The sequence below is a fragment of the uncultured Acetobacteroides sp. genome, from assembly GCF_963667355.2.
Lineage (GTDB): Bacteria > Bacteroidota > Bacteroidia > Bacteroidales > ZOR0009 > Acetobacteroides.
The window spans coordinates 984,626-1,000,297 of sequence record NZ_OY763328.2 but is presented as its reverse complement, the minus strand read 5'-3'; the positions used below and the strand labels follow the sequence as shown (position 1 = coordinate 1,000,297).

Below are 15,672 nucleotides of genomic sequence, written 5' to 3'. Positions count from 1 at the left end.
GTCAGTGTTTTATGGTTGTATCTTCGATTTTATCGAAAGATTCCTTGTCTGTTATTTTAGCCAACTCTACTCGGAGAAGTCCTAAAAGTGCGGTACCACCATCTTGAGGCGTTGCCACTACTTTAGGGCTGTTTATTGCATCGATGAGACCATCAACCCTTTTGGATAGTTTTTCGAGTTGTGTCTTCAGCTCTGGAACAACGGCCAATCCTCCATTCTTTCCCCCGTTGAATTCTATTAATTCTACTTCATCGGCCATTACCAGAAATGCGGTTGCTTCATCTCCCTCTATCTTTGCAATAAGGCAATCTGTATCCTTCCTCGGTTTTACAGACATCGATCCAACGCCAAGCAGTACATCATAGTAAGGAAGATCATCTTCATCAATTGCGGTCATTGTCTTGTTTACCCAGTCTATTTCACCTGCAGTAACCCAAACCAACGTCGCTTTAACGGCTCCATTTAAATGGTGCTTGAACAACATTCCAAACTGATCTAACTCACTTTTAAGCGTCATACAGCCTTATCTCCTAGTTTACAAACCTGACGAAATCCACCTCCATCAAATGTTTTGGTAACAGCATCGATGTAGTAAAGACCATTCTTTTCGGGGTACAGCCAGCTGCATAATTCCATTCTCATACCATGCTGAACTCTTGGATTCCCAAATAGCGTAACATCACCATCCAAACCGGGTACCTTTACAGCATGGTATATCTTTTTTGCCTCAGCCATCATTTCTGCTTCGCTAAGGTTTATACCGCTAAGAGTTCTGTGAATTGTTTTCCCGGCACCTTTGTCCCCGTATTCAACCTTCAACTTTTTACCCTTCTTCCTTATCAAGCTAATAGTCACTAGCGTATTTTCTATTGACTTTTGCTTAAGGCTTTCTGCTGCACACTTTTCAATGACAACTTTTACTGCAGGAATGCTGCTTTTTGCAATTGATGCAGCGTGTAACACTTTACCTTCGAACCAGGAGTGAATGCCCGTTTTTTTAAGTTCATCCAAAATGGCACTTGCAGCCATCTTGGAGAATCGAACAGTACCAAGCATTTTAGTCTCGTCGCACTGTATCTCGTAACCAGGTGCGATTGTCTGAAGCAATTTTTTCAAAGAGCAATTCTGAAGGCTTATGCTAACTGTTTTGCGTTTCAGTTTATACATCTCATCCTCCAGTTCCAGAACAAGAGGTATTCCCACAGGAACTTTTGCGATATAACCGCTAAACTCAAGCGTAAACTTGTCGTTACATCCAAGCCATATTTCAACCGGATCTCCCTCCCTAAACCAATCGGTAACGCGAAACCTGTTAAAATCTCTTGTCTTTCGAGGTAGCGTGATTTCTGCAGTATCTGTTAGCGATTGCCAACTCGTTTCAATCTTAACAGCGCTAAACCTTCGTATTTTGAATCCCTGCCTCCCGTTGTTGGCAGGGAATTTTAATTCTCCATATAGTGTGTATGCCATACCCTAAACCATTGTTAGCATATCTTCATCGCTTACAGCCTCTATGCTATACTGCATCATATTAGGCTTACCCTGAACAGGCGTAAACGTTAGGCTTTCGGTAACAATGCTGACGATGTTTCTATCAGCGAAAATTTGGCCTTCTACACCAATGCTACTTGCAATCTCATGGAACTTCTGAATGGCATCCATTTGCCCGCGTACCGATCTAAATGCAGGCGGGTTATTCTCATCAGGAAGAATTATCCCATTAATGGTGATATTCCAATCCTCCAGCGAAAAGATTTCCTTTACCGATCCTATCCCTCCAACAGTAGATGTCTTTACAACTGTTTTTGGCCTGCTAAAATCAACTATTGTTGCCACTGGCATTAAGAACCTAGAATACCTGTAGTCCTTCAGAGTTCCATCAGCCTCATACTTCTTGTATGAACCTTCTTTAATCCAAAATGCTCCAAAAACCTTGTTCCCAAACCGAACAGGAGCATCGTCGTATTCTGGATCTTCTTCCCTTAACTTGATGTCAGGATATGAACCAGCCTTAAACTCCCTAGCTTGCCACCATGTTGGCAGATAGATTGGGCTTTCAACTCCAAACACATCGGAGAGCAGCTTTCCTACAAAGGCAACATCTATAGTCGGCACAGCCTTCTTTAGGTCGCCTTTGTAGTCAGCGGCTATCTTCTCTTTGTTAATATTTTCAGTTAATGGGTTATACATATTAATTAGCGGAAACTATTACACCATCCCTTAGCTTGTCGTTAATAACTCTTACAACTTTTTCGGCTATGCTTTCAAAATCTGATTTGTCAGCATCAGCACTTATAGTAAAGTAGTTCTTGATATCAATCCTTTGAGAAATGCTTTTTATGGAAGCGCCTCCGCTACCCTTCATTTCACTTGTTCCATTCCCTTTACCCTTGCTCAGATCGGAGGTGGTTAGCTTTGTGGTCGGCTTTTTAATCTCAAGCGTTTTGCTTTTTGCGCCTGCATGCGAAGTATTCGGACGCTTGTCCGGATTATCTTCGTAGAAGCTTTCCTCTCCCTGCTTTTTACCATCGCCGTAAGCCTTTGATAAATCACGCCCAAACTTCTTGGCTGCACCTACTATTTTGTCAAATCCGTCGCTAAACTTGTAGTTCTTGTCGAACCAGTTGGCCGGGTTGAATACCCCTTTTATTAGGTGCCATATACCTTTAAATACATCACCAATAAAAGATGCAACTCCCGTGAAGAATGTTTTAATGAAGTTCCAAACTCCCATAAGGACGCCTCTAAACGTAGCCGATGTTTTGTAGAAGTAGGTTCCAAGCGCGATTAACCCAGCGATAATGGCGGCAATCCATCCGATTATTGGAATGTTCATAATGGCAACACCCGCCATTTTTGCTCCTGCAGAGATCATCTTAAACCCTGCGCTTGCAATGGTAGATCCCCACGTTACCAACTTGCCCACAACAGGCATTGTTTTTAGGGTATTGAAGAGCATTACAACTCCAGTTCTAGCGTTAGCTAGGTTTGCCATCACTACCACTGTTCCTGCAAGTCCATCAATAAATGGGGTGATTTTTGATGTCACATCAAACATTCCAATCTTAAGATCGGTGAACCAAACCTTAACCTTATTCATACGTTCAGTCCAACCGCTCATAATGGTATCGGCCTGCTCAGTTGCCGTATTGGTACCTGTTATAGCCTTTGTCATTTTATCCTGGGCGTCGATGGAATCTACCATAATGTTTGCTGCCGCGCTATTCTCTGTTCCGAACATTTGGGCAAACAGCGTTGCATCAGCCTGTGCCTTTTTCAGCTCGCGTAAGCGGGTGGTAAGAGGAAGCGTCTTATTTGATACGATATCATAGTTAACGCCAAGAGCCTTTAGTTTCTCTTGAGCGTCCTTTGGAATAACATCGATACCTGCCATTTTCCCAAGAATGTTGCGAAGCGCTGTTCCTGCTTGCTCTCCATACTTACCACCTTGTGCAAGCGCTTGCAGGGCAGAGTTACCTTCTTCGAATGATACTTTTGCATTCTTGATTTCAACCCCTGCAACCTTATAGGCAGCACTTACGCTTGGTACTTCAGCGGCACCATACTTTGCACCAGCTGCCATAACGTTCATCATCCGCGTCATTTCCTGAGCAGCCTCCATTGGGTTACTTAGGTCAACGCCCATTTGCAGCATCGAGGTGGTTAAGGCATCCATCGCACCAACAGCGTCGTTACCCATAGTTTTGCTGAGGGTAGCTACATTTCGCCCCATCAAGTCGAGCGCCTTTTGGTCGTTTGCTATGTCAGGGCCTAAGCGCGATAGGATAGACTTGTAGCTTTCCATCATGTCAGATGCGTCACCTCCAAAATCCTTAGCCGTTTTTCGGGCTTTACTGCCTAAATCGTCAAGAGCGGAGCCTGTAACTCCTGTTATGGCTTCCACCTCTTTCATCTGAGCGTTAAACCTAGCACCTGGCTCGTTTAACGCGTCAAACTTGTTGGCAAGATTCTCCACGCTATCGGCGACAGCGTAGAGATCTATTGCCGACATCTTCTTAATCTTCTCCTTGCTGCCTTCGGCTTTGGTTCCAACGCCCTCAACCTTCTCTGCCGCTTCATCTGCCGCACCGATGACGTTCTTCATCGGTGCGGTCAGCTTATCCACTAGCTCAAGAATCCATTGTGTCGTTGTTGTTGCCATTGCCAAAAATCTCCACAACAGCAGCACAAACTGCCGTCTTAAGGTTTAAGAAGTTTACTTTGTTTAAATGGAGTGATTCTGCGTAAAGCTTGCACCATTCGTCATCATGTAGCTTATCCGGATCGATATGGAAATAATGGCGAATGGATGCATCGCCCTCCCTTATATAATCTCCCTCTTCGGAAATCTCGTGCTGCTTTACGCCTTCGATAAAAAACTTTCGTAGGGAGCAATCAGCTCTTGAAGCTGCTGAACTACGCCCATAAAGACTAGGCCATCCTCCAAGGCATCCATATCACCAGCAACCACCAAGTTCTTTACCCCTTTTTCAGAAAACTCGTCCAGCTTCTTTTGCTGGGCCAGCGGCATAAGCATCTTAATTAATCCCCTGTCTGGACGTCTAACCGCAAACTGATACTTTTCGCCTTCGTCGACCACTTTACCCGATGCAATGCTCCTTATCTTATCCTTTGCCGACTCGTCTTTTTCGCTATCGTTTAGTGATGCCGTTACGGATGATAGCCGTTGTTCCAGTGATAGGCTTTTGTTAGTTAGTAGGAGCGTGTCTACCCCTTGCGATTTTAGGTATTGAAGCTGATCTGAAGTAAGTATGTCGATATCGTACTCCTCAGGCTCAACAATCACCGTAATTATTTTGATCTGCCCGTACTTTACCTTCATTTCTTGAATGACTTCAGGGGTTAGCTTTGCGCTGAATATGGCCGCAGGAGCCAGCGCATAAATGGTATTTTGTAGAGCACCTCCATCGGCATGAGCAACCGCACCTGCAGTTAAAACAAACGCTAGTAGCGTGAATAATCCGAGCAAAATGGCTTTTGAGTTTTTCATTTAAATGCTATTTAAAATGGTTTTACAATACGGACCAGCCGATATGGCTTACCACAAGTTCTAGCTTGTTGGCGATGGTCTTGTCGCCTTGCTTTACCGCAATCGAACGGCCTTTGAACTGGCAGTTATGGATTCTATCCTTAACCTTAAAATCGTTGTACTCGTACTCGACAACAATATCGAATGGAGCAATGTCAGATAGTCGTTTACCCGGAGGTAGCGATCGTTGAATGGCATTTACCTCTTCTACGTATAGGGTAACCGAGGCTTTTGCCTCATAGTTGCCTTCACCTCTCCCGCAAGGATACTTACCTTGCCCTTTAGCATTCTCCAACTCAACACTATCGTCATACTCCAGTTCGGTAATTCCTTCAACGTCTCTGCCAAGAAGGTTGACAGTAATGGAGTTCCATCCTGTCATCTTTCCAAACTTGTTAATTAGCGTACTTGCTGTTGACATATCCTAAAGTTTTTCGGTTAAACCTAAATCCACGTCAAACTCGTGGACAATTTTCCCAACCACAACAAGCGCCTTTATCTTCAACGGGGTGGTTTCGCTTGGGGCCTGAACCTCGCTAATCGAAACATCCTTTCCATCGATATTGCCAGAGGCTTCCATCGCGCTCAATGCGCTTAGGCAAGCAGCTTCCAGTCCCGACACCCAGGTACTTTTCAGGTATCCGGTTGTTGGATCAGTTGGTGCTTTGGAGCGCACCCTTGGGATTAGCGTATTGCGAATAATCCTTGCTGCCTTATTCCAAATGCAGTTAAGGTTGAAGTACGCATAATCGCTATTGGCGCTTACTGCTGTTGGGCAACCGTTGAAGTAGAACCCTCCATAGTTGGCAAATGAGCCTACGTACATGTAACCCTTAGCCGTCAGCGCCTTTTGTTCTTGTGGAGTTAGGCTGGCGAATTTCTTGCCATCCGATAACGAGGCAGATAGCCAACGTCCGGTTTGCTCATCGCTTAGCGAATAATTCTCCTCTCCTCGGCGTGATCGTGGCTTCTCTTCAATATCCACGCTCCCGATATCCTCGTGAATGCGCCTTACCGCAACGGAACCAAGGGCAGTACCAACAGCAGCACGCTTGGCGTAACCAGCCTTTAATGCAGCCATGACAGGATCTTGTGCCACAACGTAGGTTACGTTAGGAGCAGTCACCGTTCTTAAGTCGGGGTAGGCCGTAATGGCAAGCGGAGCAACTCCTCCAACGCCTTCTACAAATACCCCATCAATAAGAATATGCTCATCGGCAAGGCTATTTACCAAACCTTGTAGGCTTACCGCATCAGCAAGCGAGGTGTCAACCGTAGTTGCAAGCCCGGTAATGCCAAGCACGTTCAGGTTCTTTATGCTCCGAATGGCCGTTTTCAAATCAGCATCTGCCACTAGGGCCGCTACTGTTTTAGATTTATCCACAGGGATAAGCCAGAACTTTGACTCAGAGGCTAACCTAAACATCTCGCTCAGGTGGTAGTGTGCAAGCTCGCTATTGGTATCGTCAGTGGTTTGGGTGATTCCTAAATCCTCAGCCGTTTCAATAGAGAGCAGCTCGTAGGCAGTGTTGTAGGCCATACCGCTAGGGAGTGTCATCCCTCCGATAAGGCAAACAACTCTGTCCGATTCTGAATGGCGGTTTAATCCGCCATTCAGCTTGTTGATTGATGCACCAGCGAAGCTCATTCTACTCGTTATTTAGCGAGTTCAACTTCTCAGTTGCAGCGTCTATAACCGTTTTGCGATTCTTGCCTGCAGCCTCCTCGTTTTTAATAGCCTCTACCTCTTCAGCAGTAGTTGCTGCTAGAATAAGCGCAATCAGATCTTCTGCCTTGATAGGCTTTTGTCCCTTCGAATCTTCGAGTTCTTCACGGGTAAACGAGGTAATCTTAAGTTCCTTCTTGTAAACATTGTTTACAGCGTGATTCTTAACAGCGTTCTCGCCTTCGTCGGTAATGAAAGCCATTCCATCGCTGGTTACGGCTACCTTTTGGGCGTTTGGATAGCGAGAAAAAATATCCTTAGCAATTGCCTTTAGCTCTTCTGAATTGTATGTTTTCATGTGTGCTTAAGTGTTAGAGCCGGAATTACCCGGCTCATTGGTGAAACTAAACCGCAATACCCGAAACAATGGCGCCAACGCCAATCTCCTCAATTCGGTCAATCAAACCGTAGGTTTGAGTTCTGAAGATGGACTTAGGATCTGCCGATTTGGTGTCGGTAGTCTCAGGGCTGTAGAGGATCTTTACCGATTCGATATGGTAAACGGTGTTTGGAGCATAGAAGAAGAGCGATGCTCTACGGTCGGTAGCGCCAAGTGCAGCACCTTTTGCCTTTTTCGTTCCATCAGCAGCGTATGCCAATGCGGCGTTATTCGAGAAGAACTTAAAGCCCATAACCGAGCGAACCTTGCCTGTAGTTACGTCAAAGAAGATATTCTTATCGGCAAAGTAGTTGGCGCTATCGCGGTCCAGAATAAGGTCGGTTTCGTGCTCTGGACAAAGAACCATGTACAGTTCCTGCTCATTAGGCAAATTCAGGTTCTTTACCTTTTCAAGGTACTTTACCAAGTCGGCAAAGGAGAGTCGTAAACGACCTGTTCCGTCATTTGCCCCGGAGGTACGCATAACAGGCATGTTGGCATCGGTGGATACCGATGGGGCAAGCTTCCACATTACATGGTCGCGAATACCCATCTTAAACGCCTCAGCATGCTTAACACGAACTGCCGAACGCTTATCGTAGGCCAAATACCTAATCTCTGAATCATCTACCTCGGTAGGCTCAGTATCGTACTTTTCCCAGTCAACAAAGATTTTCTTCCCGGTCATCTTCTTGGCAGTAAACTCCGAGGTGTTGTTTACCAAGAATCCAACGTTGTTGATGAGCTTGTTAAAGCGAATACCATCAGCAGTAATTGCCGAGGCTGGCGCTCCCTTCAGTACGCCAATGAAATCGTCCTTGTAGTTTTTAAACTCAGCAAGGAGCTGAGGGGATACAAACTGGGTTAACCAGCTGCCATCTGCTATAGTTGCCATTCGGTAGCCTCCTATTTAATTTTGTTACGTTTCTTCCAATCAGCAAAGAGCGCGTTGTAGGTCTCTTCATCTTCGTCCTGTAGGGTTGCCAGTAGCTCTGGATCTTCGTCCTGTAGCTGCTCGAAGTTCTTACCTTGGTAGGTATTTCCGTTAGCGTCAATGCCAGTTTTGGTGAATGCAGAAAGCGGCTTAGTGATAGGCTTAAGCCCTTCGTAAAGAGCCTTGGTTCCTTCAAAATTCTGTTCGAACATTTCCTGCCACTTTGCTCGGGCATCAGCGGCAAAAAGCTTATCCTTTTCACCTTTGTCCAGCAAAGCCTTTATCTGAGCGGCCTTTTGCTCCTTTTCCTTGCGATCACTTTCCGCTTTTAGCGTATCATAATCGCCTGCCTTACGGGCATTTTCTTGAAGCCTAGCATTTATCTGCTCCTCAGTAGAGGCTTCAGGCATTCCGAGCGATCTTGCAATTGCTTTTAAATCCATTTCTTCATTGTCGTTTTTGTGAATTAAATCGGTATTTAGAATGGCAATCGGAGAGCCGCTCTCTTGTATTGCCTTCGCTGTTTCTTGGTCTATTTTTACAGCATCCTTAACGCTAGACGCAAAGCCCCATTCAACGGCTTCCTGTGCGGTAAGCCAGAAATCGCCACCATCCCACTTGGCCTTAAAGTCCTTTTCCGGCTTATTAAGCTTAGCCTTATAGGCGTCGTAGTAGGTAACGGTCATGTTCTTGATAAGCTTTAGGTAGTTCTCTACCTCGGTCTCATTACCTTCAACCCATCCGCTTGGCTTGTGAATCATGTACTGCCCGTTCTTGGCCATAGTGAATTCCGTTGCACAAACGCCTATATAGGTACCTGCACTTGCAACGATAGCACCTCCCTCGGCAGTATACGTTCCGAATACCTGATTGAGGATGTTTACGATCTCATTGGCCTGAAAGCAATCACCTCCAACTGTCATCAGGTAAACATGGCAGCTGGTTGCTCCGCCATCCTTAAGTTCCTGGCATCGGGTTCTAAGGTCAACAGCATTGTTACGTCCCCATTCCGAGATCGACCCTATAATATCAACTCGTGAAGCGGTGCCTTCTGCTGAAATACTTATCTGTAATTTTTCATGCGCCATAGTGCTTGTCAATGATGGGTTTTGTGTTCCATTAGACCACAAAGTTTCCCCCTTTTTACCTATCCCACAAATCGCTATTTCAGCAGCTTACTATTTCAGCAGTAGAACCTAAAATTCTTATAGTAGAACTTGAAATTTTTATAGTAGAAAAAATCAACTTTTTACAATACAACTAATTACAATCACCTTTGTGTAAATAACTATTGTATGGGCACAGGTAAAAAGGTAGTACGTAAGCGAAAGGATTACGAGAAGCTAAAGCACACGGCGTATGAGTATGTTGTCGTTCAGGGGCTAGACCAAAAAGAGGTGGCTCAAATGCTTGATATTTCTGAGCCAACCATGTCCAAATGGGCAAAGGAAGGTAGCTGGAGGGAAGAGCGTGAAGCGCGTCAACACTGTTCAAGCGTCGATATCGAAAACACTAAACGTCTACTATCCCTCATGGCCAAGCAGCGGCTTAACCTCGAAACGCTAATACAGGATGCCGTTGCTGGCGGTAATGCTGAAGAGGAGGCTCGGCTAAGAAAGCAGGCAAGCGCGCTAAGCGACGAGATGAGCAAAATCAATAAGACGCTTATTTCTCTTGGAGGCAAGAACTACACCCTTGGCGTATTCATCGATATTATGGACGAAATATTTAACTCGCTCCGCGTATACGATGAGGACCTATGGGAAAAGACCATCGACTTTCAATCCCAGCTAATCCGTAAAAAAACTAACGAACTAGGCTAATGGCAACATCACGTCAAAAAGCGGATAAGCAAAGGGCTGAGGAATACCTTAAGAAGTTGGAGATCGTCCGAAAAGCCAACGATGTAAACCCATTCGAAACGAAAGCCGAACAAAAGGCGCGAATCGAAAGGGCCAAAGTTGACGTTGCCTACTTCGTGGTAAGCTACCTCCCTCATTACGCAACAGCCGATTGTGCCCCGTTTCATATTGACTTTGCGACAATGGTTAAGGAAGATCCCCTTTTTAAGGGCTGTGCCGAATGGGGGCGCGGACTTGCTAAGTCGGTGTGGTGTGATGTAATCATACCGCTGTGGCTATGGGTAAGAGGCGAAGAAGTCTTTTTCTGCCTAATGTCCGACAGTAAGGAGCGCGCCCAGGAGTTACTTGCCGACGTGCAAGCGGAGCTGGAAGGTAATCCGCTACTCATACACGATTTTGGAGCCCAAAAATGTGAGGGTGACTGGGAAATAGGGAACTTCAAAACCATCGACCAGCGCTTTATTGGAATGGCCTTTGGTATAAAGAAGAAGGTGCGCGGGGTGCGCGTTAAGCAGCGTCGCCCTAACCTTTGGGTAATCGATGACCTCGAAACTCCGGACACTATCAGCAATCCAAAGCGAATGCGCAAGCAGTCGGAGCAGGTTGAGAGGGACATTATTCCAACAATGACTGGTCCTATCCGACGAATGCTATATGCGAACAATAAGTTTGCCCGTGTGATGACGCAAACTATGCTGCAGGAAAAACACCCGCACTGGAAGGTTCACCAAATTAAGGCTTACAACAAGGCAACCCATGAGCCTGCATGGAAAAGCATGTACACAAAGGAGTACTATATCGAGCAGGAGCGCGACATGGGCATCGTTGCTGCCTATGCAGAGTACCTGCACGAGACGAAGTTGGAGGGCACCATTTTTAGCGAGGATCAAATACAATGGGCTAATATTCCTGATTTCCGAGAGTTCAAAATGATAATTGTCCATTGGGATATTGCCTATACGGACAACGAAAAGAGCGACTATAATTCGGTAAAAGCGTGGGGACTGCACGAAACTGACTTTTGGCTGGTGGATTGCTACGTGAAGCAATCAAAAATGAAGATGGCCGTACAATGGATGTGCGACTTCAAAAAAAGGCTTCCTGAGGGGGTAAATGTCATATTTCAGTACGAATCGCAGTTTTGGAATGGCGAGGTACAACGTGCCATTGAAGAGGTGGAATACGAAACGGGTATTTCATTAAACCTGATAAAGATCAACACCCCTCACAGCAATAAAACCATGCGTATGATAACCATGCAGCCGTATTACCAAAACAGCCGAATATTCTACAACGATAAGTTGAAAAGTCACTCCGACACGCAGGTTGGGATTATGCAGCTATGTGCCGTTGAAGAAGGCAACACCGAGCATGACGATAGTCCGGATGCCGATCAGCAGGCTATATCTAAGTTGGAACTGTACTGTACTCCTAAGCGCAAAGAAGGTAAAAGTTGGTGGAAAACAGGAAAGATGAAACGTTCAATAGAACTACCATGAAATATATCAATAAAGAAGATTTGGTTTCAATTATCCAGGAGCGATTAATGAACGACAGCATCGCTACCGAAGCGCCTGTAAATATCAACGATAACGATATTCTTGATAACATAGAGGCTAAAACGATCGACCTTGTCATATCCTACATATCTGGCAAGTACATCTGCGACAAGATATTTACAGAAACACCTATTCGCAATGGCGTGCTAGTCCAAATCATTGCATCAATTGTAGTTTACCGTTCCGTACGTAGAAATGCAGCCCGCAAGGTGCCTGAAGATTACGTTCTGCTTTACAACGATTCAGTAAAGCAACTCGAAAAGATTCAATCTGGAGCAATGAAACTGGTCAACTGTCCTCTTCTTATTAAGGAAGACGGCTCTTCTGCAAGTCCTCTATTTGGCAACAATACCAACGATAACTATTTTATTTAAACGCCATTTAAATGCAAAGTAAATCCATCGTAAATAGACTTACTGCGGCAGCAGAAAGAGTCATACTTAGCCGTGTAAAGAGTTCTTCTCTTTTCAACGAATACTATAATCGTACAGAGAAGAGGGCTAGTTATACAAAGCAAGCAACTACCTACAAAAGAAAAGAAATCAAGGACTGGATTAATGGTGTTATGGCCGCAACAGACCCGGAAAATCCAAGAAGGGGAATGCTTATGCGCGTTTACGAATCCTTGATGCTTGATCTACATCTGGGCAGCTGTATTGACAACCGCATTCTGCCGATTCAATGTGCTGCCTATAAGTTGACGGATGCCAATGGGGTTGAAGATTTGGAAGCGCACAAATTACTCGAAAGGCCTTGGTACATCGAACTTGTTAAGCTCGTATGTATGCATACATACGAAGGAACGAAGCTGCTCGAACTTTTCGAGTTGAACGAAAAAGGCGAGCTGAAAGAGGTAAAGCAAATACCTCAGTCAAACTTTATTGCAACAAAGGGTATTGTCATACAAGAAGAATACGATGACAATGGCGTTTCGTACAAAGATGGTCTTTACAAGGACTATTATATACAGATAGGGGGGGATTGGAGTTTAGGAATGCTCAATCAGCTAGCGTCAATAGTTCTTGCAAAGAAACTAGGACTAGGATCATGGTTGAGTTACATAGAAAAATTTGGAGTGCCACCTATTTTCGCTATTACCGAACGCATGGATGATGGCAGGCGTCAAGAACTCTACGAAATGCTTGAGAACTTTAGAATGAATCATTTTGCAGTTCTCCAAGGTAACGAGAAAATTGAAGTCCCCAATAACTACAACGTTGACGCATACAACTCTTTTGAGACGTTGATTAGCAAGGTTGCCAACAACGAAATGAGTAAGCGCATACTTGGAGGTTCGGGTATTTCAGATGAAAAGAGTTTCGTAGGATCGGCAGAGGTACAAGAGAGACTGTTGAAGTATAGGCATCAGGTTGATAAGCTTATCTTCAAATACTATTTCAACGAAGAAATTAAGCCAAGGCTCGTTAAGTTGAGTTCGGTATATAAACCACTCGAAAACTTAACCTTCGAATTCGATGAAACGGAATCCCTATCGCTAAAAGATATATTGGAAGCGGTAAAGGCGTTGTCCTCATTCTATAATTTTGATGTCGATGAGCTTGTTAAAATAACAGGACTTCCTATTGTTAGCATAAAGTCTGCTCTTGGGGATACCACTCCGCCTGCAGGCGAAAAAAAAAAGCCTAGTTCAACCCTAAATAGTGGCACTCCTCAAAGTGAAGCTACACCTATTATATATAGTGCCACTTGGGATGCAGCCTTTGATCGGTTGGCCAATCAGGTTTGGAACGGAGAGATTAAGGCAGATCAGCTAGACAAAGACCTGGTACTAAAAAACTACTCCGCCTTCAGCAAGGAAACTCAATCCGCATGGGGTAAGGGATACGACGAAAGTCCGGTTACTCGAAGGATTCGAGAGAACTTGCTGAAGTTTTCGGGAGCAAAGGCCTACAACCTAATTAAGCGGATCGAAGATTTATCGAAGCAGAATCTTTCAAAGGATGATTTCGTTAATCAAGCAAAGAAGGCTGCCATGCTCCATAACGAAACATGGATGGAGGTGGAGAAAAAGTTTGTGGCCAACTCTGCCAGTTCTGCTCGCGACTTTGAGTCATATATGGCCGATGCCGACATATATCCATACCTCAAGAATAGGACAATGGGCGACTCGGAGGTGCGCGATAGCCATGCCGTAAACGATGGCGTAATTAAGCCAATAGACGAATGGAAGCAAATCCCACCATACGACCCCGGTTGCCGTTGCTGGCTCGAGCAGACTAACGAACCGCCAACAACGCACCATAAAATGCAAAACTTGGACGAAAAGTGGGCAAACAACCCTGTTTTTTCAGGAAAGATTTTCGTGGAAAACCATAGTTACTTCGCTTCAATACCCAGTGGTTCCAAAAAGGTAACTGCCGACAATTCGGAGAAAATGAAGGTGTATGCACCTTACAGTAAAAGCATGTCTGCTGGCGGCGATAGCAAGGTTTTCATCAGCGACTTTTCTGATATCTCCGACACCGATTCAAACGTAACTGCCGCAAAGACGCTTGCCAAAAACCTTAAGACTAACATCTACGTAAGGCCTCACGTCAACAATATTGTTGGATACAAGAACCCTGAACTTGGAATAGGTGCTCCAAATTCAAAGGCCGATCTAAAAACATTCGAAGCCGTCAGGAATGGCAAGCCCATTAAGTTGGATAAGTTCATTGTAAACTCCTTTAAATCGGCAAACGAGCAGGGTGCTAAATCGGTTGTTATTGATATAAGCGCAGAAAAGAACGACTGCAAGGATATTCTTATTCGAAGAATATGCGGAGGGATAAACAAGGGTATAAACACCAACCTAAAGCAGGTATTTGTCATTGCCAATGGCAAGGTTGCTTCAATCACACGCGACCAGGTATCAAAGCGGAAGTTTGACGAATTCCTAAAAGACCTGGATTAAATCGAAAAGGCGACAACCGGAGTTATCGCCTTTTCTTGGTTGGGATTGTGACGAATCACGCTCCCATAGCATCACAAATATACAACTTATTTTGATTTATGTCGAAAAACAAAATTCCTGAGTTTTTAAGGCATGCCAAGCTGCTCAAGAAAAATGCCATAAGGTATGCCGCATCTGAGTCTGTTATCTTTTTTAAGGAGTCGTTCGTTAACGAAGGGTGGACGGACGGTGCTTTAACCAAGTGGAAGAAATCGAGCACTCCGCTGGCTGGCAAGCGAACGCTTTATAAAAGCGGGAAGTTGATGCAATCAATAAGGAAGCTGGAGGCTACAGACCAAAGGCTGGTTGTTATTGCCGACTCCGATCATGCCGAGATCCACAACGAAGGTGGATACATCACCGTAACCGAACAAATGAAGCGCTACTTCTGGGCGCAGCACCTGAAGTTTAAGAAAAGGAATAAGAAGAAAGCGGAGTTTTGCAAGTTCATGGCGCTTAAAAAGGTCGGTTCTAAGGTAAAGATCGATAAGCGACAGTTTATAGGCGAAAGCCGAACGCTAATGCAAAACCTAGATAGTTGGTTCCGTGGTACGGTTAATACAAATTTCGACAAACAAAAACAGGAGTACACGTTTATTCTACAAAGCGATGGTAATAGCGCTTACTAAAAATACTAGCAATGGAAGCATGGGATGACTTATACGTAGAGCTATCTACAACGATTAAAGAGAAGCTGCCCGAAGTGGAATGGGTAGACTTATGGCACGATCAGGTTGCCTACCTAACCGATGAGTTGCCATTTCCGACTCCTGCGCTATTCCTTTCCTTCAACACGATCGGGTGCGACGATAAGGGATTGCTCATTCAGGATTGCGACACTCAAATAGACATGTACCTTTTCTACGAGACCTTTAGCGACACCTACCAAGGATCGTACAACCAAGGCTCTGCACTTGAGTTTCTCAGGACGCTAACAAAGATCCACCAGACTTTTCACGGAAAATCGGGTGTCAACTACGGTACGCTTAGGCGAGTTGGAATGGGGAAAGAAGAAAGTGGCGGTGCCGGCAACTTGTACCGCATTTCGTTTGGCTGTGTGATAGAGGACTCCAGCGCAAAGGTTGACTATCCTGACAAGCCTGTGGCTGATATAGCTGTTGAAAGTTCGAGAATTGAAAGACCTAAGGTTATTGACGCTAATCCGCTGTTTTTTGTCGATACCAAATAAAAAAGGGGATCGAATCCCCT

Annotated in this window: 16 protein-coding genes; 6 read left to right on the top strand and 10 right to left on the bottom strand. The window is 44.8% G+C overall.

The window, feature by feature from the left end:
• Position 1: 1 nt before the first annotated feature.
• The 10 genes from ACHZA1_RS04150 to ACHZA1_RS04105 all read right to left on the bottom strand — a co-directional run bounded on the left by ACHZA1_RS04150 (position 2) and on the right by ACHZA1_RS04105 (position 9,177).
• Entirely contained in the window at positions 2–517 is a 516-nt protein-coding gene (locus ACHZA1_RS04150; RefSeq protein WP_320053976.1) for a hypothetical protein, read from the bottom strand.
• Positions 514–1,470 carry a hypothetical protein gene (locus tag ACHZA1_RS04145; RefSeq protein WP_320053975.1) on the bottom strand — a complete coding sequence of 319 codons (957 nt, stop codon included), beginning with the start codon at positions 1,468–1,470 and terminating at the stop codon, positions 514–516. The genes ACHZA1_RS04150 and ACHZA1_RS04145 overlap by 4 nt, the downstream gene beginning before the upstream one ends.
• A 3-nt stretch (positions 1,471–1,473) precedes the next feature.
• Positions 1,474–2,190: a DUF6046 domain-containing protein gene (locus ACHZA1_RS04140; protein WP_320053974.1), complete on the bottom strand. Its 717-nt coding sequence runs from the start codon at positions 2,188–2,190 to the stop codon at positions 1,474–1,476.
• 1 nt (position 2,191) lies between these two features.
• On the bottom strand, positions 2,192–4,162 hold the full coding sequence (locus ACHZA1_RS04135; protein ID WP_320053973.1) for a phage tail tape measure protein: 1,971 nt from the start codon (positions 4,160–4,162) through the stop codon (positions 2,192–2,194).
• 198 nt (positions 4,163–4,360) lie between these two features.
• A complete protein-coding gene (locus ACHZA1_RS04130) occupies positions 4,361–5,011 on the bottom strand; it encodes a hypothetical protein (RefSeq protein WP_320053972.1) in 651 nt (216 codons plus the stop codon).
• A gap of 22 nt (positions 5,012–5,033) precedes the next feature.
• A complete protein-coding gene (locus ACHZA1_RS04125; RefSeq protein WP_320053971.1) occupies positions 5,034–5,471 on the bottom strand; it encodes a hypothetical protein in 438 nt (145 codons plus the stop codon).
• A 3-nt stretch (positions 5,472–5,474) separates the two neighbouring features.
• Positions 5,475–6,698 carry a DUF2586 family protein gene (locus ACHZA1_RS04120; RefSeq protein WP_320053970.1) on the bottom strand — a complete coding sequence of 408 codons (1,224 nt, stop codon included), beginning with the start codon at positions 6,696–6,698 and terminating at the stop codon, positions 5,475–5,477.
• Position 6,699: 1 nt separating this feature from the next.
• On the bottom strand, positions 6,700–7,074 hold the full coding sequence (locus ACHZA1_RS04115) for a hypothetical protein (protein ID WP_320053969.1): 375 nt from the start codon (positions 7,072–7,074) through the stop codon (positions 6,700–6,702).
• 46 nt (positions 7,075–7,120) lie between these two features.
• A complete protein-coding gene (locus tag ACHZA1_RS04110; protein ID WP_320053968.1) occupies positions 7,121–8,050 on the bottom strand; it encodes a hypothetical protein in 930 nt (309 codons plus the stop codon).
• Between the two features lie 11 nt (positions 8,051–8,061).
• Positions 8,062–9,177 (bottom strand): ATP-dependent Clp protease proteolytic subunit, encoded by a 1,116-nt coding sequence (locus tag ACHZA1_RS04105; RefSeq protein WP_320053967.1) that lies wholly within the window; start codon positions 9,175–9,177, stop codon positions 8,062–8,064.
• 207 nt (positions 9,178–9,384) lie between these two features.
• Here ACHZA1_RS04105 and ACHZA1_RS04100 point away from each other — a divergent pair, with 207 nt between their 5' ends.
• From ACHZA1_RS04100 to ACHZA1_RS04075, 6 genes are all read left to right on the top strand, one after another.
• Positions 9,385–9,912 carry a hypothetical protein gene (locus tag ACHZA1_RS04100; RefSeq protein WP_320053966.1) on the top strand — a complete coding sequence of 176 codons (528 nt, stop codon included), beginning with the start codon at positions 9,385–9,387 and terminating at the stop codon, positions 9,910–9,912.
• Positions 9,912–11,450, top strand: a complete 1,539-nt coding sequence (locus ACHZA1_RS04095) for a hypothetical protein (protein WP_320053965.1) — start codon at positions 9,912–9,914, stop codon at positions 11,448–11,450. The genes ACHZA1_RS04100 and ACHZA1_RS04095 overlap by 1 nt, the downstream gene beginning before the upstream one ends.
• Positions 11,447–11,884, top strand: a complete 438-nt coding sequence (locus ACHZA1_RS04090; protein WP_320053964.1) for a phage protein Gp36 family protein — start codon at positions 11,447–11,449, stop codon at positions 11,882–11,884. Before ACHZA1_RS04095 ends, ACHZA1_RS04090 begins: the two co-directional genes overlap by 4 nt.
• Positions 11,885–11,895: 11 nt before the next feature.
• The gene (locus tag ACHZA1_RS04085; RefSeq protein WP_320053963.1) at positions 11,896–14,424 is read left to right on the top strand and encodes a hypothetical protein; all 2,529 of its coding nucleotides are present in this window, start codon (positions 11,896–11,898) and stop codon (positions 14,422–14,424) included.
• Between the two features lie 98 nt (positions 14,425–14,522).
• Positions 14,523–15,092 (top strand): hypothetical protein, encoded by a 570-nt coding sequence (locus ACHZA1_RS04080; RefSeq protein ID WP_320053962.1) that lies wholly within the window; start codon positions 14,523–14,525, stop codon positions 15,090–15,092.
• 11 nt (positions 15,093–15,103) lie between these two features.
• A complete protein-coding gene (locus ACHZA1_RS04075) occupies positions 15,104–15,652 on the top strand; it encodes a hypothetical protein (RefSeq protein ID WP_320053961.1) in 549 nt (182 codons plus the stop codon).
• The last annotated feature ends 20 nt before the right edge of the window (positions 15,653–15,672 follow it).